18 protein-coding genes are annotated in these 23158 nt (G+C 74.9%); 11 read left to right on the forward strand and 7 right to left on the reverse strand.

Annotated elements, in window-relative coordinates; all coding sequences use genetic code 11:
• Positions 1–181: 181 nt before the first annotated feature.
• Positions 182–1075, reverse strand: coding sequence for a M56 family metallopeptidase (locus ABD332_RS01860; protein WP_344498787.1), 894 nt, complete (start codon positions 1073–1075; stop codon positions 182–184).
• Complete coding sequence (locus tag ABD332_RS01865; RefSeq protein ID WP_344498789.1) at positions 1072–1431, reverse strand: BlaI/MecI/CopY family transcriptional regulator; 360 nt, start codon at positions 1429–1431, stop codon at positions 1072–1074. The genes ABD332_RS01860 and ABD332_RS01865 overlap by 4 nt, the downstream gene beginning before the upstream one ends.
• Before the next feature lie 81 nt (positions 1432–1512).
• On the opposite strand from ABD332_RS01865, the gene ABD332_RS01870 reads away from it, so the two are divergent.
• Genes ABD332_RS01870 through cydD form a run of 3 tightly spaced genes read left to right on the forward strand, consistent with a single transcriptional unit; the run spans position 1513 to position 7629 of the window.
• Positions 1513–2871, forward strand: coding sequence for a cytochrome ubiquinol oxidase subunit I (locus tag ABD332_RS01870; RefSeq protein WP_344498791.1), 1359 nt, complete (start codon positions 1513–1515; stop codon positions 2869–2871).
• 10 nt (positions 2872–2881) lie between these two features.
• Positions 2882–3898 (forward strand): cytochrome d ubiquinol oxidase subunit II, encoded by a 1017-nt coding sequence (cydB, locus tag ABD332_RS01875; RefSeq protein WP_344498793.1) that lies wholly within the window; start codon positions 2882–2884, stop codon positions 3896–3898.
• The gene (gene cydD / locus ABD332_RS01880) at positions 3895–7629 is read left to right on the forward strand and encodes a thiol reductant ABC exporter subunit CydD (RefSeq protein WP_344498795.1); all 3735 of its coding nucleotides are present in this window, start codon (positions 3895–3897) and stop codon (positions 7627–7629) included. The genes cydB and cydD overlap by 4 nt, the downstream gene beginning before the upstream one ends.
• Here the strand turns inward: cydD and ABD332_RS01885 are convergent.
• Positions 7544–8122, reverse strand: a complete 579-nt coding sequence (locus tag ABD332_RS01885; RefSeq protein WP_344498797.1) for a TetR/AcrR family transcriptional regulator — start codon at positions 8120–8122, stop codon at positions 7544–7546. The two genes, cydD and ABD332_RS01885, sit on opposite strands and share 86 nt — an antisense overlap.
• Before the next feature lie 67 nt (positions 8123–8189).
• Here ABD332_RS01885 and ABD332_RS01890 point away from each other — a divergent pair, with 67 nt between their 5' ends.
• Entirely contained in the window at positions 8190–9329 is a 1140-nt protein-coding gene (locus ABD332_RS01890; RefSeq protein ID WP_344498799.1) for an alkane 1-monooxygenase, read from the forward strand.
• 95 nt (positions 9330–9424) lie between these two features.
• Positions 9425–10561 carry a glycoside hydrolase family 12 protein gene (locus ABD332_RS01895; RefSeq protein WP_344498801.1) on the forward strand — a complete coding sequence of 379 codons (1137 nt, stop codon included), beginning with the start codon at positions 9425–9427 and terminating at the stop codon, positions 10559–10561.
• Between the two features lie 40 nt (positions 10562–10601).
• Here ABD332_RS01895 and ABD332_RS01900 read toward each other — a convergent pair whose 3' ends face one another.
• On the reverse strand, positions 10602–11267 hold the full coding sequence (locus tag ABD332_RS01900) for a DUF4386 domain-containing protein (RefSeq protein WP_344498803.1): 666 nt from the start codon (positions 11265–11267) through the stop codon (positions 10602–10604).
• Positions 11268–11338: 71 nt separating this feature from the next.
• Between ABD332_RS01900 and ABD332_RS01905 the strand changes: the two genes are divergently transcribed.
• A complete protein-coding gene (locus tag ABD332_RS01905; RefSeq protein WP_344498805.1) occupies positions 11339–12004 on the forward strand; it encodes a TetR/AcrR family transcriptional regulator in 666 nt (221 codons plus the stop codon).
• Here the strand turns inward: ABD332_RS01905 and ABD332_RS01910 are convergent.
• Entirely contained in the window at positions 11993–14515 is a 2523-nt protein-coding gene (locus tag ABD332_RS01910; protein WP_344498807.1) for a DUF4132 domain-containing protein, read from the reverse strand. The two genes, ABD332_RS01905 and ABD332_RS01910, sit on opposite strands and share 12 nt — an antisense overlap.
• Before the next feature lie 36 nt (positions 14516–14551).
• On the opposite strand from ABD332_RS01910, the gene ABD332_RS01915 reads away from it, so the two are divergent.
• The 3 genes from ABD332_RS01915 to ABD332_RS01925 all read left to right on the forward strand — a co-directional run bounded on the left by ABD332_RS01915 (position 14552) and on the right by ABD332_RS01925 (position 17136).
• The gene (locus ABD332_RS01915; RefSeq protein ID WP_344498809.1) at positions 14552–15601 is read left to right on the forward strand and encodes an aldo/keto reductase; all 1050 of its coding nucleotides are present in this window, start codon (positions 14552–14554) and stop codon (positions 15599–15601) included.
• A gap of 81 nt (positions 15602–15682) precedes the next feature.
• Positions 15683–16159, forward strand: a complete 477-nt coding sequence (locus ABD332_RS01920) for a DUF6582 domain-containing protein (RefSeq protein WP_344498811.1) — start codon at positions 15683–15685, stop codon at positions 16157–16159.
• 17 nt (positions 16160–16176) lie between these two features.
• Complete coding sequence (locus ABD332_RS01925) at positions 16177–17136, forward strand: LacI family DNA-binding transcriptional regulator (protein WP_344498813.1); 960 nt, start codon at positions 16177–16179, stop codon at positions 17134–17136.
• A gap of 14 nt (positions 17137–17150) precedes the next feature.
• Here ABD332_RS01925 and ABD332_RS01930 read toward each other — a convergent pair whose 3' ends face one another.
• Complete coding sequence (locus ABD332_RS01930; protein WP_344498815.1) at positions 17151–18020, reverse strand: alpha/beta fold hydrolase; 870 nt, start codon at positions 18018–18020, stop codon at positions 17151–17153.
• 290 nt (positions 18021–18310) lie between these two features.
• Here ABD332_RS01930 and ABD332_RS01935 point away from each other — a divergent pair, with 290 nt between their 5' ends.
• Positions 18311–20860 carry a glycine-rich protein gene (locus ABD332_RS01935; protein WP_344498817.1) on the forward strand — a complete coding sequence of 850 codons (2550 nt, stop codon included), beginning with the start codon at positions 18311–18313 and terminating at the stop codon, positions 20858–20860.
• 73 nt (positions 20861–20933) lie between these two features.
• On the opposite strand, the gene ABD332_RS01940 is transcribed toward ABD332_RS01935, so the two are convergent.
• On the reverse strand, positions 20934–22292 hold the full coding sequence (locus ABD332_RS01940; RefSeq protein WP_344498820.1) for a glycoside hydrolase domain-containing protein: 1359 nt from the start codon (positions 22290–22292) through the stop codon (positions 20934–20936).
• A 410-nt stretch (positions 22293–22702) separates the two neighbouring features.
• Here ABD332_RS01940 and ABD332_RS01945 point away from each other — a divergent pair, with 410 nt between their 5' ends.
• Positions 22703–23143: a hypothetical protein gene (locus ABD332_RS01945; RefSeq protein ID WP_344498822.1), complete on the forward strand. Its 441-nt coding sequence runs from the start codon at positions 22703–22705 to the stop codon at positions 23141–23143.
• Positions 23144–23158: the final 15 nt, after the last annotated feature.

The following is a 23158-nucleotide window of genomic DNA, read 5'->3' on the forward strand; positions in this document are numbered from 1 at the left end:
GGTTGTCACGGCCCCTGCGGATACCCCGGGTCGTCCGCTCCTACCCGCACCGCCGGGTGACCCGGTCCACCCCCGCCGCTCGGATGGGCGGCGACCGGCGCCGCATCGGCTGTCCGCGTAGCCGCCCAACCGGCCCCCCACACTGCGGTGGCTCGGCAGGGCGCTCGGGCTGGGCTGAGACCTAGAGCGGCCAGTGCCGCATGGCGGTGTCCAGCCAGGGGACGACCAGCAGGACCGTCGGCAGGACGAGGATCGCGGCGGCCAGGGTGTAGACGGCGGCGGCGAGGCGGCGGTCGGTGGGGGCGGCGCCCGGGGCCAGGCGGTCGAGGCGCCACCGGCGCTCGCGGTCGGTGTCGTGCGGCTCCAGCTCGAGGTCGCCGGCGGGGCCGCTGAGTGACCGGAGGGCCGCGTGCACCGGCTCGTCGCCGTGGGCGCGGCGGGCGGCGTCGTCCGCCAGGGCCTCCAGGAGCAGGTGGACGGCGTCCAGGGGGGCGCGGCTGCGCAGCGGGGCCGGGACCGCGCGGTAGAAGGCGGTGAACGACTCCATCACCACGTCGTGGCGGGCGCGCAGGTGGGCCCGCTCGTGGGTGAGGACCGCGGCCACCTGCGGCTCGCTGAGCAGGCGCAGGGTGCCCTCGCTGAGCACGATCCTGGGGGAGCGGCCCGGCACGCAGTACGCGAACGGCAGCCCGCCCTCCAGGACCCGCAGCGGCACGTCGCCGTCGATCGCGGCCCGGGACAGCAGGTCGGCGAGCAGGCGGTGGCGGGCACGGCGCACCCGCGACCGGTACGCCACCAGGAACAGCGACACGAGCAGCCGCACGACGATGACGCCGGCGACGGCCAGGGCCGCGACGAGGGCGGCGACGGCGAGCGTGGTGCCGCGCGCCCGGACCAGCTCCTCGGGGCCGGCGAGCACCACGCCCAGCGCGCACAGGACGGCGGCGAGGGTGATCGCCTGCCACAGCGCGACGGCGGCGCCGGGAGCCCGGGCCGTCCAGCGCGCCCTGGCGAGGGGGCCGGGGACGACGAGCGACAGGGTCAGGCCGAGCGCGCCCAGCAGGAGCGCGGTCACCGGGCTCTGGCGGCCTTGATCGCCGCGGCGAGCGCGTCCGGGCCGATCCGCCCGACGAAGTGCGCGAGGGCCGCGTCGCGGGCGGCGCCGTCCGGTGCGCCGCTGAGGGCGTCGAGCATGAGGGCCGCGGTCATCTCCTCGCGCGTCTGGGTGGCGGCATACCGGTAGGCGCGGTCCGCCTTCTGCTGCGTGACCACGCCCTTCTTGGCCAGCCGGTCCAGCACCGTCATCACGGTCGTATACGCGAGGCCGCGCGACGGGTCGAGCCGCTCGTGCACCTGCCGGACGGTCAGCGGCTCCCCGGCGTCCCACAGCTGCGCCATGACCTCGCGTTCGAGGTCCCCAAGTCCGGCCATGCCGCCAGTGTAACCGGGATTACGGTGCGCGTCGTACTACAACCCGTAGTATCTACTACGAGATGTCGTAGAGGGGGACTCATGGACGTGCTCGACCTGACCCGGCTGCAGTTCGCGGTCGTCACGCTCTACCACTACCTGTTCGTGCCGCTGTCGATCAGCCTGTCCGCGGCGACCGCCGGCCTGCAGATCGCCTGGATGCGCACCGGCGACGACAAGTACCGGCAGCTCACGATGCTCGTCGGCAAGCTGCTCATCGTCACCTTCGCCGTCGGCGTCGTCACCGGCCTGGTGCAGGAGTTCCAGTTCGGGCTCGCCTGGAGCGAGTTCGCCCGCTTCTACGGCGACGTCTTCGGGCCCACCCTCGCCATCGAGGGCATGCTCGCGTTCTTCCTCGAGGCCACGTTCCTGGCGCTGTGGTACTTCGGCTGGGACCGGTTGTCGCGCCGGGTCCACCTGGCGACCATCGTCGTCGTCGCGGTCGGCACCCTGCTGTCGGCGTTCATCATCCTGGCCGCGAACTCGTTCATGCAGCACCCGGTCGCCTACGAGCTCGACCCCGCCACCGGCCGGGCCCGCCTCACCAGCTTCAGCGAGCTGCTGCTCAACAAGGTCAACCTCGCCGCGTTCCCGCACACGATGGCCGGCGCGGTCATGGTCGGCGGCGCGCTCCTGCTCGCCGTCGGCGCCTGGCGCCTGAGGGATGCCGCCGACGGCGACGCGTTCGCCACCCTCGCCCGGGTCGGCGCCTGGATGACCGCCGCCGGCGGCGCGCTCACCGCCCTCACCGGCGACCACCTCGGCAAGGTCATCACGCAGGTGCAGCCGATGAAGATGGCCGCCGCGGAAGCGCTCTACGCCACCACGACCGGCGCGCCGTTCTCCATCTTCGCGGTCCCCGGCTTCAGCATCGAGGTGCCCCGGCTGCTGTCGATCCTCGCGTACGGCAGCCCCGACGCGACCGTCGCCGGCATGGACGACCTCCAGGCGCAGTACAGCGCCGCGTACGGCCCTGGCAGCTACGTGCCGATGATCCCGGTGGCGTTCTGGACCTTCCGCCTCATGATCGGCGCCGGCATGCTCGCGATGGGGTTCGCGCTGCTGTACCTGTGGCGCACCCGGCGCGGCCGCCGGCCCGCGGCGTGGACGGTCCGGGCGGCGATCCTGCTGCCGCTGCTGCCCGCCGCCGCCAACAGCCTCGGCTGGATCTTCACCGAGACCGCCCGGCAGCCGTGGATCGCGTTCGGCCTGTCGAAGGTCGCCGACGGCATCTCCCCGGGGCTCACCGCCGGCGAGGTCCTCGCGTCGCTGCTCGCGTTCACCGCCGTCTACGGCGTCCTAGCGGTCGTCTGGCTGCGCCTCGTCCGGCACCTCGCCCGCAAGCCGTTGTCAGCGCCTGTACCGGTGGCCGCCGACCCCGAACCCGCCCTGAGCTACTGAGGAGACCCCGATGAGCCTCGTCGTCATCTGGTACGCGCTGATCGTCCTCTGCTGGGTCCTGTTCTTCGTCCTTGAGGGGTTCGACTTCGGCGTCGGGCTGCTCAGCCCGCTGCTCGGCCGCGACGAGCACGAACGCGCCGCCGCCGTGCGCACCATCGGCCCGTTCTGGGACGGCAACGAGGTGTGGCTGGTCGCCGCGATCGGCGTCACGTTCGCCGCGTTCCCGTCCTGGTACGCGGCGCTGCTGTCCGGCCTGTACCTGCCGATGGTCGCGATCCTGCTGCTGCTCGCCGGCCGCGGCGTGGCCCTGGAGTTCCGCGGCAAGCACGACTCGCCGCGCTGGCGCCGCCGGTGCGACCTGGTCCTCGCCGCCTGCTCGGCCGGCGTCGTGCTGCTGTGGGGCGCCGTGCTCACCGTCTTCGTCCGCGGGCTCGCCCTCGACGCCGGTGGCGAGGTCACCGGCGGCGGCCTGGCCCGCACCCTCACGCCGGTCCTCACCCCGGCGGCCGGCCTCGGCGCGCTGCTCGCCCTCACCGCCGCCGTCCTGCTCGGCGCCACCTTCCTGGCCCTGCGCACCACCGGCCCCGTCCGCCGGCGGGCCGGGCTGCTGGCCCGCCGGGTCGCCCTCACCGCCGCCGTCGCGGCGCTCGTCGTCGCCGCCGGTGCCGCGCTGGCAGGGGCCGCCGCCACGGTACTGGTCGCGTCGGCCGCGGCCGTGCCCCTCGCCGGGGTCGCCGTCCTGACCCGCCGGGCCGGGACGCGGTGGGAGGCCGGCTCGTTCGCCCTGGTCGCGATCGCGGTCGCCGGCGCCGTCGTGGCCACGCTGACCGCCAACGGCGACGTGGTGCTGCCGAGCACCCTGTCGGGCGCGTGGTCGCTGACGATGTCCGAGGCCGCCGCGACCGGCCCCGCGCTGCGCCTGATCAGCGCCGCCGCCGTCGTCGTGCTCCCCGGCGTCCTCGTCTACCAGGCGTGGTCGTACCGCGTCTTCCGGCAGCGCGTCGCCAGCGAGCGGGTCGCCTCGTGACCAGCGTCGCGGGGACGGCCGTCGCGGAGGGCGGGCGTCGCAGCCGGGGGCCCGTCGACCCGAGGCTGCTGCGGCACGCGCGCAGCAGCCGGGCGGGGATCGCGCTGCTCGCCGTCATCGGGGCCGCGCAGGCCGCCGCGACCGTCGGGCTCGCCGTGGTGGTCACCGGCATCGTGGTGGGCCTCGCCGCGGCGGAGCCCGTCGGCGCCGGAGCCCTCGCCGCGCTCGCCGGGGTGTACGCCGCCCGGGCCGCCCTGACGTGGGCGGAGCAGGTCGCCGGCCGCCGCACCGCCGCCCGCGTCACCGACGAGCTGCGCCGGTCCGTGCTGGCCGCGGCGCTGCGGCGCGGCCCTGCCTGGGTCGCCGGGCACGGCAGCGGGCGGCTCGTCGCGGTCCTCGGCGGCGGCATCGACGCGCTGCGGCCGTGGTTCAGCGGATACCTGCCGTCGCTCGTCCTCGGCGTGGCCCTGCCGCCGCTCGTCGTCGCCGCGATGCTCTTCGCCGACCCCGCCTCCGCCGTCGTCGTCCTCGTCACCCTCCCGCTCGTGCCGCTGCTCGGCGCGCTCATCGGCTGGGCCACCCAGCGGCGCGCCCAGGAACGCTGGCAGGCGAGCGCCCGGCTCGCCGGACACTTCCTCGACGCCGTCCGCGGCATCGCGACGCTGCGCCTGTACGGCCGCGCCGAACGCCAGACCGCCGCCGTCGCCCGCATGACCGACGCCCACCGCGCCGCGACCGTGCGGGTGCTGCGGGTCGCATTCCTCTCCTCGACCGCCCTGGACCTGGTCGGCACGCTGTCCGTCGGGCTCGTCGCGGTCGAGGCCGGGCTCCGCGTCGCCGCCGGCCACCTCGACCTCGGCCCCGCGCTCCTGGTGATCCTGCTCGCCCCCGAGGCGTACCGGCCGCTGCGCGAGGTCGCCGCCCGCTTCCACGCCAGCGCCGACGCGGCCGCCGTCATCGCCGACGTCGACCGGATCCTGACGGACGCCGACGCCGGGCCGCGCTCCACTGCGGTCGGTGAAGGGCCCGGCCTGGTGGCGGCCGGTGTCCGCGTCCGGCACCCCGGCGCCGCCGTCGACGCGCTGCGGCTGCCCACCCTGGCCGTCCACAGCGGAGAGCTCGTGGCGCTGCGCGGGCCGTCCGGCGCCGGGAAGACCACGACGCTGCGGGTGCTGGCCGGGCTGCAACCCGTGTCGGCCGGGTCGGTCGACGTGGGTGGGGGACAGCCGCTGTACCTGCCGCAGGACCCGACGCTGCCGCACGCCCGCACGGTCGCCGAGGCGGTCGCCCTCGACGGCGAGACCCGCCCGGCCGACGCGGTCGTGCTCGGCGCGCTGCGGACCGTCGGCCTCGACACCGAGATCCTGGCCATGCCCGGCGGCCTCGACACCCCCCTCGGCGAACGTGGCCAGGGCCTCTCCTCCGGGCAGCGGCAGCGGCTCGCCCTGGCCCGGCTGCTGCGCCAGGCCGCCGCCGCCCCCGCCGTCGTGCTGCTGGACGAGCCGACCGCCCACCTCGACGCCGCCGCCGAACGCCGGGCCGTCGCCGAGCTGCACGCCCTCGCCGCCCGTGGCTGCGCCGTGCTCGTCGTCGCGCACCGGCCCGCCGTCCTCGCCGCCGCCGACCGGACCGTGGCCGTCACCCCACCCACGCGGCACGCGCCCCCGTCAGCCGCGCCGGCCACCGTGCTGTCACCCGCGCCGCCGGCCGCCGTGCTGTCGGCTGTGCCGCCGGCCGCCGTGCTGTCGGCTGTGCCGCCGGCCGCCGTGCTGTCAGCCGTGCCGCGGGCCGCCGCGCTGTCGGCTGTGCCGCCGGCCATCGCGCCGGTGCCGGACGGTGCCGGGGCGTCGGCCGCCGACCCACACCCCGCGCGGACCGACGACGCGCCGCGCGGACGCGGATGGCTGCGGAGCCCGGCGGTGGCGGTCGGGCTGGGGGCCGGGTCGTGGATCGCCGGGCTCACGCTCATCGCGGCGGCGGTGTGGCTGCTCGTGCGGGCCGCGCAGCTGCCGCCGGTGCTCACCCTGTCCGGGGCCGTCGTCCTGGTGCGGGGCAGCGCCGTCGCGCGGCCGTTGCTGCGGTACCTCGAACGCCTGGTCTCGCACGAGGTCGCGTTCGCGCGGCTCGGCGCGTGGCGGGCCGAGGTGTACGCCGCCCTCGTCCCCAGGGTGCCCGGGCCGGCCCTGCACCGCCGCGGCGACCTGCTCAGCAGAGTCGTCGACGACGTCGACGCGCGGGTGGACGGGGTGCTGAGGGGTCGCCTGCCCGCGTACGCCGTGGGCGTCGCCCTCGCCGCCGCCGTCCTCGCCGCCGCCACGGTGGACCCGGCCGCCGCGACCGCCCTCGCCGCCGGGCTCGCGGTCGCGGCGCTGCTCGCACCGTGGCTCGCCGCCCGGCACGCGGCCCGGGCCGACGCCGCCACCGGCAAGGCCCGCGCGGAGCTGCGCGACGCCGTCGTCGAGACCGTCGAAGGCGTCGAGGACCTCGCGACCCGCGACCCCGCCGCCGCCCTCGCCGTCCCCGGCCGCCGCAGCCGCACCCTGTCGCGCCTGGAGGCCCGCGCCGCCTCGACCGCCGGCACCGCGTCGGCCCTCGCCCAGGTCGGCTGCGGCCTCGCGGTGCTCGGCGTGGCCCTCGCCGCCGCGGCCGGCGGCCACTCCGGCGAGGTCGCCGCGATGCTGCTCCTCGGCGCGGTCGCCCTCGCCGAGCCCGTCCTCACCCTCCCCGACGCCGCCATCGCCCGCCGTGCCGCCGCCGGCGCGACCGGCCGCCTCGCCGCCGTCGCCGCGCTGCCCCGTCCGGCTGCACCGGCCGCCGTGTCGGCCGTCGCACCGTCCACAGGGGACGGCGCAGCGGTGGGGGACGACCCGACCTTGACCGGCGCCGCCATCGCCCGCCGTGCCGCGGCCGGCGCGACCGGCCGCCTCGCCGCCGTCGCCGCGCTGCCCCGTCCCGCTGCACCGTCCACAGGGGACGCCGCGGCGGTGGGGGACGACCTGACCCTGACCGTGGAGCACCTCGCGGCGGGCTGGGATCCGCGGCGGGCGCCCGCGCTGCGCGGGCTGGACCTGCGGCTGCCGCCGGGGCGGCGGGTCGCGGTGCTCGGCGCGTCGGGCAGCGGGAAGTCGACGCTCGCGGCGGTGCTGGTGCGGATGCTCGACCCCCGGGAGGGCCGCGTCACGCTCGGCGGCGTCGACCTGCGGGACCTGCCCGACGCCGTGCTGCGCTCCACCATCGGGCTCGTCGGGGACGCCGCGGACCATGTGTTCGCGACCACGGTGCGGCAGAACCTGCTCCTCGCCCGGCCCGCGGCGACGGACGACGAGCTCCGCGCGGCGCTGGCCGGGGCGCGGCTCGGGCCGTGGCTCGGCAGCCTGCCGGAGGGCCTCGACTCGTGGCTCGGCGAAGGCGGCGCGACCATCTCCGGCGGGCAGCGGCGCCGGCTCGCGATGGCCCGGGCACTGCTCGCCGGGCCGCGGGTGCTGGTGCTCGACGAGCCGACCGAGGGCCTCGACGAGCAGGAGGCGGCCGCGCTCATGGCCGACCTGCTGGACGCCGCCGCGGGCCGCACGGTGCTGCTGCTGACCCACCGCCACGACGGCCTGGAGCACGTCGACGAGGTGTACGACCTGGTCGGCGGCCGGCTTACGGCACGAGCAGGCGCACCAGCACGTCTGTCAGCTCCTCCGCGGCCTGCTCAGGAGGCTGTGACGGCTGCACGATGTGGCTGACGACGAGCCGCACGATCGACTCCGCCGCCACGGCGACGACCTTCGGGTCATGGCCCGGCAGGTGGGTGCCCGCCCACTCGACGACGACGGCGGTGGCCGCAGACAGCAGCAGGTCGAGGCGGGTGGTGAGGTAGGGGAGCAGCCCGTCGGCCCCGGTCAGGATGGCCTTGATGAGTGGGTTGGCGTCCGCCTCGACGAGCGTGTGCCGGATCGCGGCGTGTCCGGCGGCGCGGACGTCGGCGCCGTGGCGCAGCAGCACGGCCCGCACGTCGCCGACGAACAGCCCGATCTCCCGCGCCGCCAGGGCCTCGGCGAGGCCGGCCTTGTCGCCGAACTCGTTGTAGACCGTCTGGCGGCTCACCCCGGCGGCGACGGCGACGTCCGCCATCCGCACGCCCTCCCAGCCGCTGCCGATGGTGAGGTCCCGGGCGGCGGTCACGAGCGTCTCGCGCAGCCGCGCCCGGTTCGTCTCCCGGTACGTCACCGGCAGCATGCTAGACGCCGGACGTCGATGCGTCCAGATTCTTGACACGGAGGCGGGTCGTGTAAACCATTGCGGCATGACCGTCGATGCCTGGCGGGACCGCCGCCTGCCGCTCTGGCCCCTCGCGCTCGTCGTGCCCGCCCTGCCCTTCGCCGGGCTCGCCCTGTCCGGAGGCCCCGCCGGGCCGTGGGGCTGGTGGCTGGCGCCCGTCGTCGTCTTCGGGCTGATCCCGCTCGTCGACCTCGCCTTCGGCGACGACCGGCAGAACCCACCGGAGGAGGCGGTGCCGGCGCTGCAGCGCTCCCCGTACTACCGGTGGATCACGTACCTGTACCTGCCGGCGCAGTACGCGGCGCTGGCCGTGACCTGCCGGGAGTGGGCGGCCGGGGTCGGGCCCGCCGCCGGCGCGGGGCTGGTGCTGACCGCCGGCATCGTCAACGGCATCGCCATCAACACCGCCCACGAGCTGGGCCACAAGCGCGAGCGGGTGGAGCGGTGGCTGTCCCGGATCGCGCTCGCCCCGACCGGCTACGGGCACTTCTTCGTCGAGCACAACCGCGGCCACCACGTGCGGGTCGCGACCCCGGAGGACCCCGCCAGCGCCCGGCTCGGCGAGTCGTTCTGGCGGTTCTGGCCGCGCACCGTCGCCGGCGGCCTGCGCTCCGCGTGGCGCCTGGAGACCGCCCGGCTGAGGCTGCGCGGCCGCAGCCCGTGGACGTGGCGCAACGACGTGCTGACCGCGTGGGCGATGACCGTGCTGCTGTTCGCGGCGCTGACGGCCGTGCACGGGTGGACAGTGCTGCCGTTCCTCGCGCTGCAGGCGGTGGCCGGCTTCTCGCTGCTGGAGGCCGTCAACTACCTGGAGCACTACGGGCTGCTGCGGCAGCCGACCGGGACCGGCCGGGCGGAGAAGGTCGACCCGCGGCACAGCTGGAACAGCGACCGCCTCGTCACGAACGTCTTCCTGTTCCAGCTGCAGCGGCACAGCGACCACCACGCGAACCCGCTGCGCCGGTACCAGACGCTGCGCACGTTCGACGTGTCGCCGCGGCTGCCGGCCGGCTACGCGACGATGGTGGTCGTCGCGCTGGTCCCACCGCTGTGGCGCCGGATCATGGACCCGCGCGTGCTCGCCCACTACGGCGGCGACGCGTCCCTGGCCAACCGGGACCGTAACTTTCACACCCCGCCCGCTGCCCGGACCGCTACCGGTTGACCGTTGTCGATGCGTGCGCCTACCTTCCCCACGCGAAGCCAGTCGAAGCGCTTCGACGCGTGTCAGGCACGCGTGTCAGCGAAGGAAGGGCCGCCATGCGAAGGCGCACCGCTGTACTCCTGTCCACCGCGGCGCTCGGCGCGGCCGCGGCCGGCGTCGTCGTCACGGCGCCGAACGCGTCGGCCGCCACCGGCTGCCGCATCACGTACACCATCGCCAACCAGTGGCCGGGCGGGTTCGGCGCGAACGTCACCGTCACCAACCTCGGCGACCCGGTCAGCGCCTGGACCGTCGTCTGGTCCTACTCGGCCGGGCAGACGGTGACCCAGGCGTGGAGCGCGACCGTGACCCAGAGCGGGTCGCAGGTCACCGCGAAGAACGCCGGCTACAACGGGTCCCTGGCCACGGGGGCGAGCACCTCGTTCGGGTTCAACGGGTCCTGGACCGGCAGCAACCCGGTGCCGGCGAGCTTCACCCTCAACGGCACCGCCTGCACCGGCGGCGTCTCCACGGCGAGCCCGACGCCGTCCCGGACGCCGTCGAGGACGCCCAGCTCGACGCCGTCCAACCCGGGCACCGGCGTGCCGTCCGACGCCGCCTGGGTCGCCACCGGCGCCTGGGACCAGTGGACGAACAACGGGTACACCGTCATCAACGACGTCTGGGGCTCCGGCGCCGGGCCGCAGACCATCTGGGCCCGCAGCGGCACCAACTGGGGCGTCGTCGCCGAGCACCCGCGGACCAGCGGCGTGAAGTCCTACCCGCACACCGGCAAGACGCTCAACCGCACGCTGAGCTCGCTGAGCTCGGTGCGCAGCTCGTTCAACGTCAGCGTGCCCGCCGACGGCGACTACGCCACCGCGTACGACATCTGGGCCAACAACAACGCCTACGAGGTCATGATCTGGGCGAACCAGCACGGCGCGGTCGGCCCGATCGCCGAGTCGTACGACGCGAACGGCGCGGTCCCCAACGCCCGCAACGTCAGCGTCGGCGGCCACACCTGGAACGTCTACCGCGGCTCGAACGGCGCCAACGCCGTCTTCTCCTTCGTGCGGACCAGCACCACGAACGCCGGTACCGTCGACGTCCTGGCGGTCCTGCAGTGGCTGCGGACCCAGAACTGGTGGGGCGACGTGACCATCGGCCAGGCCCAGTTCGGCTTCGAGATCACCGGCACCGCGGGGCGGGCCGCCTTCGTCGACAACAGCTTCTCCCTCGACTACAGCTGAGGCTGGGGCTGCGGCTGCGGCCGGGGCCCACGGCTGAGACCTACAGCTGCGGCTGGAGCTGGGGCTCAGGCTGCGGGGCGGTCCGGCGCACGCCACGGACGATCAGGTAGCCGACCATCCACAGTTCGCCGACGGTCGCGGGCAGGACCAGCAGGTCCGCGGCCGCCGGCACTACGTGCTCGCTGAACGCGGCGAGCACGTAGCCGACGCCGCCGGCGACGAGGATCCAGCCGAGGGCGCGGGGCATCCAGCCGGAGCGCAGCACGCACCAGCCCATCGGGATCAGCCACAGGCCGAAGAAGAGCCCGCCGGCGCTCCAGAGCGCGCCGCTCACCAGGTACAGCAGCTGGACCTGCGCGCCGTCCCGCACCGACAGCGTGGTGCCGAGCAGCGCCGCGCTGACCAGGATGACGACCGCGTTCACGGTGCCGAAGACGGCGATCGCGCCGGCGGCGAAGCTGTCCGCGGTGCGGAACAGCCGGTAGAACCACAGCGCGGCCAGTGCCTGCGTGAGGACGGTCAGCAGCTCCAGGGCGACCCCGGCGCGGGCCAGCGACCCGTGCGCGGTGACGTTGGCCAGGGTGGCGGCCGGGTCGCCGTCGACGAACAGCCGCGAGCGCACGAGCAGGAACCCGAGCCCGCCCGCGACGGCGAGGCCGAGGTAGAGCAGGCCGGTGACGCGGGCGGTGCGGACCAGCGGGTCCATGTCTCCTCCTGAGACGACTGGGACGGGTCAACCTTACAAGGTAAGGGAACCATACGTTGTAAGGTGGCGCAATGCGGAGTGCGCTCAGCCGTGAGAAGGTCCTGGCCGCGGCGGTGGCCCTGGCGGACACGGACGGCATCCGGGCGCTGACGATGCGGCGGCTCGCCGCGGACCTCGGCGTCGAGGCGATGTCGCTCTACCACCACGTGCCCGACAAGGAGACGCTGCTCGACGGCGTCGCCGACACCGTGGTCGCCGAGGTCGTGGCGGGCACGGGCGGGGGGACCGGGGGAGAGGACTGGCGGGACGTGCTGCGCCGGCGGTTCCTCGCCGCGCGCCGGGTGATGCTGCGGCACCCGTGGGCGCCGGCGCTGCTCGGCACCCGCCGGACGATCCCCATGAGCGTCATCGGCTACTACGACGGGATCCTCGGCACGCTGGTCGCGGCCGGGTTCACCTACCGCCTGGCGCACCGGGCGCTGCACGCGTTCGGCAGCATGCCGCTCGGCTTCGCGCAGGAGGTGTTCAGCCCCGCCGCGGCCGGCGGCAGCATGGACGTCGAGGCCACCGAGGCGGAGCTCGCCGCGATGGCCGCCACCGTGCCGCACCTGACCGCCATGGTCGCCGCCGAGGTCCACGCCGCGGCCGACCCCACGCTCGGCTGGTGCGACAGCCAGGTCGAGTTCGAGTTCACCCTGGACCTGCTGCTGGACGGCCTGGAGCGGCTACGGGCGTGACAGGCCGTGCAGGTCGCGCAGCAGCTCCGACATCGCCACCGCGTCCACCGCGCCCAGCTCGACGTCGCCGGTGGCGTTGCGCCAGTACCCCATGCGGGTCCGCGACACGATGAGCGCGTGCAGCGTCTGCTCGGGGTGTTCGCCGGGGCGGCCGATCGAGAAGCCCGGCTCCACCCGGACGTAGGCGCGCGCTCCGTCGGGCAGCGTCCGCTCGATCCATGGCTGGTGCCCGTTGTCCTGGGGCGCGGCGCGGCTCCAGCCGAGCCGTTCGAGGCCCAGCACCCGCCCCGACGGCACCGCCCGGCCGTCGAACGTGGTGAGCCCGGTGGCCTTCGCCTCCTCGGGCGTGAGCGCGTAGATCTCCCGGGCCAGCTGCGGGAAGGGCTGCAGCAGCTCGTAGTCGGCGAACACCTCGGCCCAGCGGGCCACGTCACCGAGGCGTAGCGGGTGGGCGACCGAGACGGGCGCGTCGCTGGCGAGCTTGACCGTGTCGTCGTCGACGCCGGCGTACGAGCCGTCCTCCGCCACCCGGAAGTCCACTGTGGACGTCCAGACCAGCCGGCGGGCGATGTGCCGTACCAGCGGATGACCGACGATGAAGGAGGCGAACTCGTCCGCCGTCCAGCGCCGACCGGTCACCATCGCCCGTTCGAACCGGCCGATCTGGTCGCCGGCGAGGGTCCGCACGTCCTTCTTGAGCGCCGTGAACCGCTGGTATGCGGCCGGGCCGAGGGTGGCGTCGTCCCGCGCGCCGGGCTTCGGCAGCGACTTGAGCCGCTTGCCGGCCTCGTCGGCGACGGTCGGGCGCAGCTGGTCGTCGAAGCCGACGACGAACCGGCGCGGTCCGTAGTCGAGCACCAGGCCGCCGCCGGTGTCCAGGCCGAGGTCCGGCACGAGCCGGTCGGCGAGCTGCTCGCCGGTCAGGCCGAGCCGCGAGGCGACGGTGTGCAGCATGCCGCGCGCGCTGGAGCGGAGCCCGGCGAACTTGACCTTCTCCGCGACGTCGTTGAGGTGGATGAGCGCCACGTCGGTGCCGAGCCCGGTCAGCACCGACAGCCCGGCGACGGACCGCTGGTGCCCGCCGGTGCCGGGCCACACCTTGATGAGCGGGGTCAGCCGCCGCACCACGTCGTCGTCGCCGATCCAGGCGAGGCCGTGCATCGCCCACGTGGCGCCAGACGGCATCCCGATCGACTGCCACCGCTGGAAGAGCGCCCAGCCGAACGCGGCGAGGGACGCCCGGTCGCACGCCGCCACGACCTCGGCGAGCCCGGCCGGCGCCGCACCGGCCCGGGACCGGCTCAGCAGCGCGACCAGCCGCCGGGCGGCGTCGACCGGCAGGACGCCGCCGCCGAGCAGCCGGACGCGCGGAAGGATCGCGGCGTCGGCCCACCCGGGCAGCTCGGGCACCGGCCCGCCGTCCAGCGGCGCCGGCGCCTTCCCCTCGTCCAGGGGCTCGCCGGCGTACCCGGCGGCGTACGCCTCGGACAGCGCACCGGCCGGGCCCTCGGCCCCTTCGAGGAGGCGGATGGCGCGGGCGGGGGAGCGCTGCGCCGCGTCGAACAGCGCGAGCAGCGCGTGCGGCTGAGCGGCGTGCGCGGCGAGCGCCCGGAACGCGTCGTCGTCCGGCAGCGCGGCGAGTGCGGTCGCGATCCGGCCGAGCACGTCGCCCCGCCACGAGGGCAGCATGCCCATCCGCTCGCCGAGGACGGGGACGATCGCGGCGCCGACCCCGTCCAGGACCGTCGCCAGCGAGGCGTCGGACTCGATGAGGTGCTCGCGCCAGAAGGCCGGGTCGAAGCGGTCCAGCTGCCGCCCGTCGCCGAGCGACCACAGGACGAGCCTGACCACGTCCCCCTTCCCGGCGGTGTTCGCGATCAGTACGTCCTCGTCGACCCAGTCCGTGCACCCCGGCAGCAGGAACGCCGCCGCGGCCTGCGACAGTGGCCCCCGCGCGGCGCGCACCGGCGCCAGGGCGGCGCGCACGGGCGACGGGTCCGCCTCGTGGACGAGGTGCGCCCGGACCCGGCCGAGGATCGGCATCCAGTCCAGGTTGCCGGACTCGGCGGGCAGCCGGCGGACGACCGGCTCGTGGCGCTGGTGGAACCTCGCGCCGGGCTCGCCGACCCGCAGCTCGACCAGCTCGGCCGCGGCGACGGCGGCGAACACCGGCCCGCGGGCCGCGATCCAGGCGTCCGCGACCACGGCCGTGTCCACCCGGGAGCCGGCGAGCTTGCGCAGGACCTTCGCGGTGACCGCGGCCGCGCCGAGCGGTGCCACGGCGGCGGTCCCGCCGGCGGGGAACCCCTCCGCCGCCTCCCGCACCTCGGCGTCGGTCTCGGGGCGGGCCAGGGACTCGGCGAGGTCGCCGGCCTTCGTCGCGACGAGGCGCTCGAACTTCTTCACCGCGTCCTTCACCCCGACCGGCGGGGGCACGGCCGTGCCACCCCGCCGCGGGTACATCCCGGCGAGCCACGACGACGGAAGCACGGGCGATTCCTCATTGCGCACCGGCACACCCTAGTGGTCCGTGGGTATGGTGGCGGCGTGGAGTATCGCGCGCTCGGCAGGTCCGGTCTGATGGTCTCCGTCCTCACGATGGGGACGATGACGTTCGGCGGCAAGGGCGGCTTCGCCGCGGTCGGCGCCACCGACGTTCAGGAGGCGCGCCGACAGGTCGACATGTGCCTCGACGCCGGGGTGAACCTCATCGACACCGCCGACGTCTACTCCTCGGGTGAGTCGGAGAAGATTGTCGGCGAGGTCCTGAAGGGCCGCCGCGACGATGTCCTGGTCGCCACGAAGGTGCGCATGCCGATGGGGCCCGGCCCCAACGACGCCGGCCTGTCCCGGCAGCACGTCATCGCCGGCTGCGAGGCGAGCCTGCGCCGGCTCGGCACTGACCACATCGACCTCTACCAGCTGCACGAGTGGGACGGCGTGACGCCGCTGCAGGAGACGTTCGAGGCGCTGGACCTGCTGGTCCGCGCCGGGAAGGTCCGCTCCGTCGGGCTGTCCAACTTCGCCGGCTGGCAGCTGATGAAGGCGGTCGGCACCGCGATCATGCACGGCCTGCCGCGCCCCGTCAGCCAGCAGATCTACTACTCGTTGCAGGCCCGCGACGCGGAGTATGAGCTGATCCCCGCCGCCGTCGACCAGCACCTCGGGGTCCTGGTCTGGAGTCCCCTGGCGGGCGGGCTGCTGTCGGGCAAGTACCGGCGCGGGGTCGAGCCCCCGGCCGGTGCCCGCCACCTCAGCGAGTGGGACGAGCCGCCGGTATACGACCAGGAGAAGCTCCACGACACGGTGGAGGCCCTCGTGGAGATCGGCGCGGGGCACGGGGTTTCGGCCGCGCAGGTCGCTCTCGCGTACATCCTCGGCCGCCCGGCGGTCACGTCGCTGGTGATCGGTGCCCGCACCGGCGAGCAGCTCGCCGACAACCTCGCCGCCGCCGACCTGGTCCTCACCGACGAGGAGCGCCGCCGGCTGGACGAGGTGAGCGCGCTGAAGCTGCTCTACCCGTACTGGCACCAGGCGAAGACCGCGCGCGACCGGCTCTCGGCGGCGGACCTCACCCTCCTGGGCCCGCACCTGTAGACCCACCCAGGCCGCGCCCGCGCCCGGCATGGACCGGTGGATCCCGGGGTACAGCAGCGGATCCTGGGGTACAGCAGCAGTATGGCTGCACGCAGACAGAGTAAGAACGAGCTGGATGCCGGCGACCGGAACGTGATGCCCGACAGCGCCTTCGCGTTCCCCCGGCAGCGCAAGGAACCGCTCAACGACGCGTCGCACGTGCGCAACGCGATCGCGCGGTTCGACCAGGTCCGTGACGCGACCGACGCGGAGCGGGCGGAGGCGTTCAAGCGCATCAAGCGCGCCGCGAAGCGGCACGGCGTCGACATGACCGAGACACGCTGGCAGGAGCTCGGCAAGCCGTCCGCCACCATGAGGTCCTCCGACAAACCCCGCGCCGGCGCCGCCCGCGGGAACCAGTCGCGCGCCGGCGCTTCCCGCGGGAACCAGTCGCGCGCCGGCGCCGCCCACGGGAACCAGTCGCGCGACGAGCTGTACGCGGAGGCGAAGCGCCGCGACATCAAGGGCCGCTCGTCGATGAACAAGAGCCAGCTGGAGACGGCGCTCAACGGCGGTTGATCGACTACCGTTGCGGCATGGAACAGCAGCGTCCGAAGCTCGCCGACGTGGCGCGGGTGGCCGGCGTGTCCCGGGCGACCGCGTCCCGGGCCATCAACGGCCTGCCCGGCACCACGGACGCGATGCGCCGCCGGGTCCGTGAGGTCGCCGCGCAGCTCGGCTTCGAGCCGCACGCGGCCGCGCGGGCCCTGGCGACCGGCCGGGCCGGGTCGAGCCGCCCGGAGCACATCGAGGTCCTCATCGTCGACCCCGACCCGGCCGCGCTCAGCGTCAAGCCGTTCTACGGCCGGGTCCTCACCGGCGCGACGCGCGCCCTCGCTGGCCACGACGTCGCGCTGCAGGTCAGGCAGGTCCCGGCGCCGCCGTCGCGGGCCGGTGACCCGCCGTTCGGCCAGGTCCTCATCAACATGCCGGCGGCCGCCGCGGCCGCCCTGCGCCGCACCCGCACGGTCGCGCTGGGCGAGACCGCGCCCGGCATCCCGTTCGTCGCCCCCGACAACTACGGTGGCGGCCACCAGGCCGCCACCCACCTCGTCGCGACCGGCCGCCGCCGCGTCGGCGCCGTCTTCGGCCCGGCGACCCCGTGCGCGCAGGAGCGCAAGGCCGGCTTCCTGCGCACGATGGCCGCCGCCGGCCAGACCGTCCTGTCGGTCGACGGCGACTTCACCCGCGCGCGGGCCTACGCGGCGATGCGGGAGCTGCTCACCCTGGAGCCGGACCTCGACGCGGTCTTCGCGGCGTGCGACGTCTCCGCGATGGGCGTCCTGCAGGCGCTGCGCGAGGCGGGCCGGAAGGTGCCCGACGACGTCGCCGTGGTCAGCTTCGACGGCAGCGCCCTCGCCGAGGCCGCGGACCTGTCGTCGGTCTACATGCCGGTGGAGGAGGAGGCCGCCTCGGCGATCAGCCGCCTGCTCGACCCCGCCCTCCCACCGGCCGCCCGCCTGCCGACCACGCTCACCCTCCGCGGCTCCAGCTGAGGCGGGCTTGTTGGTTACGCCAGCACCTCGCGGAGCTTGGCGGCGAACTCCGCGGGCTTGCCTGCGTAGGGGTGGTCGCCGCCGATGAAGCCGCCGTGGTGGCTGGGGAAGACGGTCGTCTCCTGGCCGAGCAGCGCCGCGGTCCCGTCGGAGGTGCGGGCGGTGTAGGTGCCCACGGACTCCTCGCCGACGGCGACCACGACGCGGGCCGGTGCGCCGGTGAGCGCCGCCGCGTCGGGCCGGTAGTCGGTGATCGGCCACGACCGCTTCGACAGCAGCGGGTCGTCGCGGCTGCCGTCGTCGTCGGCCGGCATGCCGAACATCGCCGGGTCGGGGGTCGGCTGGTCGAAGAACTCGTCGGTGAACTCGCCCTGCCATGACGTCATGAGGATGAACGCGGCCATGCCGGCGCCGGCCCCCTTCGCCTCGTAGGCGTCGTTGAACATGGCCCGCGCCCGTTCGGCGGCGGCCGCGTCGGGCAGCACCGCGTTGATCGGCGGCTCGTGCGCGACCAGCGTGGCGACGTCGCCGGGGTGGGCCGTGACCAGCTCGAGGGCGGTCACGGCGCCGCCGCTGGTGGCGAACATGTCGACCGCGCCGGCGCCGAGCTCGCCGATCAGCGCGTGCAGGTCCGCCGCCTGTTGCTGCGGCGTGTTGTCGTTACGGCCGTCGCTGCGCACGCTCCGCCCGAGGCCCCGGGGGTCGTACGTGATGACGGTGCGGTCGTCGAAGTGGCCGGCGAGCTCGGTGAACCCGTCGGCCGTCATGGGCTGGCCGATCATGAACAGCACCGGGCGCCCGCCGGCGGGCGGGAGCGGCCCGCGGACGTCGTAGACCAGGTCCGCACCGGGCAGCGCGAGGGTGTGTGTCTGCGTCTCCACCATGCGGCGAGCCTAGGGCATCCCGGGCCCGCCGGCTGGCGATCCGCGCGGCGGTGCGCCGTTCGGGAAATGCCCCGCGAGGCCCCGTCAGCAGCTGTGGTGGCCACGCCGTGCATCCGGCCCCGCGAGCCCCATCCGTACGCCTGATATCCGAAATACCCCCTAGGTGAATGTTTTCACTGCTTAAGGTGATTTTTGGTATCAGGTCAACGGGGGAGAGCAGGTTGGAGCAGAAGTTCGGTGCCTGGCGCGATCGCGCGGCGAGCACCCGCAGGCGGCGGCGAACGGCGGGCGTGGCGTTGGCCGTCGCCACGACGAGCGTGATCGTGCCGTTCATCCACGCCGCGCCGGCGCAGGCGGCCGCCGTCACGTGCACGCCGGTCAACGGCACCGACTGCGTCCGGTTCACGTACACCGGGGCCGACCAGACCTTCACCGTGCCACCCGGGATCACGCTGATCGAAGCCGCCCTGTTCGGTGCCGGCGGCGCGAGCTCGCTGGAGGGCAAGGGCGGCGGCGGGGGATTCACCACCGGCTCGATGGCCGTCACCCCCGGCCAGGTCCTCACGATCACCGTCGGCGAGGGCGGCAAACCCGACTCCGACGTCGTCACGTACGGCGGCGGCGGCCGCGGCGGCCACACCGCCGCCGCGCTGGTGGAGGCCTTCCTCCAGAAGGGCGGCAGCGGCGGCGGCATGTCCGCGATCTGGTCCACCTCGTACGGTGCCGGCCCGCTGCTCATCGCCGGCGGCGGCGGCGCGGCCTCGCTCGACACGGCCAACGACGGCGGCGGAGGCGGCGGCTCGACCGGCGCCGGCGGGTCGGGCGGGGCCACGGCCGGCGCGGGCGGCAACCAGATCGCCGGCGGGACCGGCGGCGACAACAACACCTGCGAGACGGGCGGCGACGGCGGCGCGTTCCAGGGCGGTGCCGGCGGCGACGGCTACAAGCCCGGCGGTGGCGGTGGCGGCGGCTTCTACGGCGGAGGCGGCGGCGACTGCAAGTCCAGCCCCGGAAGCATCCAGTTCACCGGGGCCGGCGGTGGCGGCGCCGGGTACAAGCACAACAGCGGCGTCTTCGGCGCCTACACCTACCAGGCGACCGACGACAAGTCCGCGGGCGACACCGCGGCGCTGCACCAGTCGGGGACCGGTGGCGCCGAGGAGAACGGCCAGGTCGTCATTCAGTGGGTCACGCCGCCGAGCGCGTCCCCGCTGACGTCGTCCGGCCCGTACGGGACGGCGCAGACGGTGCCGGTGCCGGTGCCGCTCACCGGGATGGTCTTCCTGCTCGACGCCTCCAACGTGCAGGTCACCACCCTCACGGTCCCGGGCCAGGGCACGTACACCGTGAACCAGGCCGACATCACGTTCACCCCCGCCGACGGCTTCTCCGGCACCGCGACCCCGGTCGGCTACCGGGTGAAGGTCGGCGAGAACAACGCGAACTCGACCTACACGCCGACGGTCGCCGGCCCGCCGACGCCGACCGCGCCGACGCCCGCCGCGCTGACCAGCACGGGTGCCGGCACCACGCCGCAGAGCGCGACGGCGACCGCGCCGTCGGGCGGCACCGTCACGCTGCTCGGCGCCACCGGCCAGCAGGTCACCAAGGTGACGGTCGCGAAGCAGGGCACGTACGTGCTGACCCCGGCCACCGGCGTCATCACGTTCACGCCCGTCGCCGGGTTCGTCGGCACCGCCACCCCCGTCAAGTACCGGCTGACCAACACCGCCGGCCTGTCGGGCGACTCCACGTACACGCCGACCGTCACGAAGCCCACCAGGCCGAACCCGGTGGCGAAGACCACCACGGGCCTCGGCACCGCGACGCAGACGGCCGACGTCGACCTGCCCGAGGGCGGGACGGTCGAGTTCGTGTCCGGCGGCACCACGGTCGCGTCGCTGACGGTGCCCGGGCAGGGCACGTACGGCTGGAACGGCACCGACAAGACGCTCACCTTCACGCCGTTCGCCGGCTACATCGGGGTCGCGACGGCCGCCACGTACCGGGTGACCGACGCCTACGATCAGCACGACGACGCGACCTACACCGCGACGGTGACGATCCCGCCGCCGCCGGCCGCGCCGGACCGCACCACCAGCGGCGTGGGCGTCACACCGCAGACGGCGACGCTGCCGGTGCCGGCGAAGGGCACCATCGCGCTGATCGACGCCGACGGCAACGCGGTCACGTCCCTGTTCTTCCCGGGCAAGGGCACCTACACGCTGGAGCTCGCCGCCGCGGGCGGCGCTTCGATCGCGGCCGCCGGCACCGTGCCGAACCCGTCGCAGCAGGAAGGCTCCGCCACCGTCGTCTTCACGCCGGTGCTGGGTTTCCACGGCCAGCTGCCGCCGGTCGACTACCGGGTCACCGACGCGTACGGGCAGACGGCGAACGCGACGTACACGCCGCTGGTGACGATCCCGGCCCCGCCGGCGCCGCCGAGCCAGACCACGCAGGGCCCGCCGGACAAGACGCAGACGGCCACGCTGCCCGTGCCGGCCGGCGGCTCGATCACCCTGCTCGACGCCCGGGGCCGCCCCGCCGTCGTGGTCCGGATCGCCGGCCAGGGGACGTACGTGCTGCAACCGGCGAACGGGCACATCAGCTTCGTCGCGATCGCCGGCTTCGCCGGCCAGGCGACCAAGGTCCGCTACCGGGTCACCGACGCCTACGGCCAGACCGCCGAGTCGTACTACTCCGCGTACGTCTTCGGCACGGCGCTCGCGGTGACGGGCCTCGGCCTGCTCGACCTGATCCTGGTCGGCTCGACGATGATCCCGACGGGCGCGACGCTCATGGTCCTGGGCGGCCGCCGCCGTCGCCCACGGCTCGCCTGACCACCGGACCGGTGACGGCCACCCAGGCCGTCACCGGTCTCGACACGAAGTCCTGCGCAGCGCTACACCAGCGCTACACCAGGGCTTTGACCTGGGCGGCGGTGAGGGCGCGGTCGTAGGCACGGACGTCGTCGATCGCGCCCGCCCAGTAGTCGACCGGGGCGCCGCCCCACCGGGCCCGGCCGGTGACGAGCGGGCCGGTCGCGGCGTCGGCGGTGCACGCGTCGATCTGCCGGGCGAGGACGCCGTCGACGTAGAGGCTCAGGTGCCCGGCGTCGGCGTCCCGCACCCCGGCGAGGTGATACCAGCGGCCCGTGACCGGGGTGAGCGGGGCGAGCGCGCGCCGGTCGGCGAAGCTCATCGCGAAGGTCTTGTCGGCGCCGCTGTACTGGAGGAAGAACGCGCTGCTCGTGGCGCCGTCCTGACTGACGACGGTCCGGAACGCCCCGGCCGCGTCCAGGCGCACCCAGGCGGCGACCGTGTAGTTGCCGGTCGTCGGCAGCACCGCCCGGCCCGTGTCCGCGTACTGGCCGGAGCCGTTGAGCAGCAACGCCTGCCCGGCGTGCCCGGCGGTCCACTGTGGAGCGCCGACGAGGGTCGCGCCGCCGGCGGTGCCGTCGAACGGCCACGTCGACACGGCTGTGCCCTGCGGGCGGCTGACCGGCCCGCAGAACGAGGCGACACCGACCTGGTCCGGCGGCGGCGAGCCCCAGGTCGACGCGGCCGTGCCCATCGTGAGGTTCAGGGTTCCGCCGGTACGGACGAACGACTCCGGCAGCCAGCTCTTGCCGTACGCGACGCCGTCCAGCGTCGCGGACTGCACGTACTGCGCGGCGTCGGTCGTGGCGGGCGCGTCGATGACGATGCCGACGCCGTTGTCGCGGGCCACGTGCACGGTGGGGAAGAGCGGGCTGCCGACGAGCAGCTCCGCCCGGCCCGGCACCTGCGGGAAGACGCCCATCGCCGCGAACACGTACCACGCGGACATCGTGCCGAGGTCGTCGTTGCCGGGCAGGCCGCCCGGGCCGGTGGTGTAGACGGTGTCGACGATCTCCCGGGTCGTCGCCTGCGTCTTCCACGGCTGCCCGAGCCCGTTGTACAGCCACGGCGTGTGCAGGCCGGGTTCGTTGGCGGGGTCGTACCGCAGAGCGCTGCCGCCCTTGACGGCCCAGTTGCCGGCGGTGTCGTGGAAGAACCCGTCGAGCCGCCTGGCGGCGACGGCGGTGCCGCCCATCGCCTCGGCGAGCCCGGCGACGTTCTGCGGCACCATCCACGTGTACGTGGCGCTGGACCCCTGCGCGAAGCCCACGTCGGTCGACGGGCTGAACCCGCCGACCCAGGAGCCGTCCTTGTTGCGGGCCTGCTGGTACCCCTCGGCCGGGGTGGCCAGGGCGTTGAACGTGTTGCGCCACCAGTTGGCCCGCTCCAGCATCGCCGCCTTGCTCCGTGGACCTGCCGAGCCGCTGCGCCCACATGCCGGGCTGCAGCGTCCCGTTGACCCACGTGCCCGTGCCCGTGACCGGCTTGTCGAACTGCGCGCTGAAGTACAGCCGGTAGTAGGTGCGCCGACACGCATGGGCAACCCTTCCCGGAGAGACTTCGACAGCAGCCTATGTTCTCCCGGTGATCATCCCGGTGAACCAGCGATGGCCGTTGTCCGTCCTCCTCGCCGCCGCGGACCGATCCGGTCGATGGCTGATCGGTCGGCTCCGCATCGGCGGCGTGTCGTAGTCGTCGATGGCGAAGCGGCCAGGCGGAGGCGTCCTCACGGTGGAATCGGGCCGCCGTCGGTGGCGATACTGTTGCGCAGCGTGAACGACCCGCGACCAGGGAGTCGGCTGCATGGACGAAGTTCAACCGTCGGACATCCGCGTCGGGGTGCTGCTGGGTGGGTCCGGCGCCCGTGACGATCTCGTCCCGGGCTTCGACCCGGATGATCCGGAAGGCTCCGGCTACGCGGAGGCCTGGGGCACTCGCGGGCGGCACGCCGCACCGCGGGAGCACCGCATCGCCGCGATCGGGCAGGACATCCTGCGCGCCGCCGCGGAGGCCGTCGGGCGCGAGGTCGCACTGGTCGTCGGCGGCGTCGTGACCGGGCTTGAGCAGCGCGACCAGCTGCGGACCGGATCGTTCGCGGTCAGCGACCTGCAGCTGAAGTTCGGGGTCAAGGCGACGCTCGGGGCGGGCAAGGCCGTCGAGGCGTTCCTCACCGCCAGCAACGAGGCGACGGTCGAGGTCACATTGACCCTCCGCCAGCCCGGCGGGACGGCAGGAACGCCCTGACCGCGATGGAGGCAG

The sequence above is a fragment of the Dactylosporangium maewongense genome (genome assembly GCF_039531485.1).
In the GTDB taxonomy this organism is placed as follows: domain Bacteria; phylum Actinomycetota; class Actinomycetes; order Mycobacteriales; family Micromonosporaceae; genus Dactylosporangium; species Dactylosporangium maewongense.

What these genes read in the sequence shown, in the direction of transcription:
- ABD332_RS01865 (WP_344498789.1), bottom strand. Translation starts at nt 1,431, where the DNA reads ATGGCCGGACTTGGGGACCTCGAACGCGAGGTCATGGCGCAGCTGTGG.
- ABD332_RS01870 (WP_344498791.1), top strand. Translation starts at nt 1,513, where the DNA reads ATGGACGTGCTCGACCTGACCCGGCTGCAGTTCGCGGTCGTCACGCTC.
- cydB (WP_344498793.1), top strand. Translation starts at nt 2,882, where the DNA reads ATGAGCCTCGTCGTCATCTGGTACGCGCTGATCGTCCTCTGCTGGGTC.
- ABD332_RS01885 (WP_344498797.1), bottom strand. Translation starts at nt 8,122, where the DNA reads ATGCTGCCGGTGACGTACCGGGAGACGAACCGGGCGCGGCTGCGCGAG.
- ABD332_RS01890 (WP_344498799.1), top strand. Translation starts at nt 8,190, where the DNA reads ATGACCGTCGATGCCTGGCGGGACCGCCGCCTGCCGCTCTGGCCCCTC.
- ABD332_RS01895 (WP_344498801.1), top strand. Translation starts at nt 9,425, where the DNA reads ATGCGAAGGCGCACCGCTGTACTCCTGTCCACCGCGGCGCTCGGCGCG.
- ABD332_RS01900 (WP_344498803.1), bottom strand. Translation starts at nt 11,267, where the DNA reads ATGGACCCGCTGGTCCGCACCGCCCGCGTCACCGGCCTGCTCTACCTC.
- ABD332_RS01905 (WP_344498805.1), top strand. Translation starts at nt 11,339, where the DNA reads ATGCGGAGTGCGCTCAGCCGTGAGAAGGTCCTGGCCGCGGCGGTGGCC.
- ABD332_RS01920 (WP_344498811.1), top strand. Translation starts at nt 15,683, where the DNA reads ATGGCTGCACGCAGACAGAGTAAGAACGAGCTGGATGCCGGCGACCGG.
- ABD332_RS01925 (WP_344498813.1), top strand. Translation starts at nt 16,177, where the DNA reads ATGGAACAGCAGCGTCCGAAGCTCGCCGACGTGGCGCGGGTGGCCGGC.
- ABD332_RS01930 (WP_344498815.1), bottom strand. Translation starts at nt 18,020, where the DNA reads ATGGTGGAGACGCAGACACACACCCTCGCGCTGCCCGGTGCGGACCTG.
- ABD332_RS01940 (WP_344498820.1), bottom strand. Translation starts at nt 22,292, where the DNA reads ATGCTGGAGCGGGCCAACTGGTGGCGCAACACGTTCAACGCCCTGGCC.
- ABD332_RS01945 (WP_344498822.1), top strand. Translation starts at nt 22,703, where the DNA reads ATGGACGAAGTTCAACCGTCGGACATCCGCGTCGGGGTGCTGCTGGGT.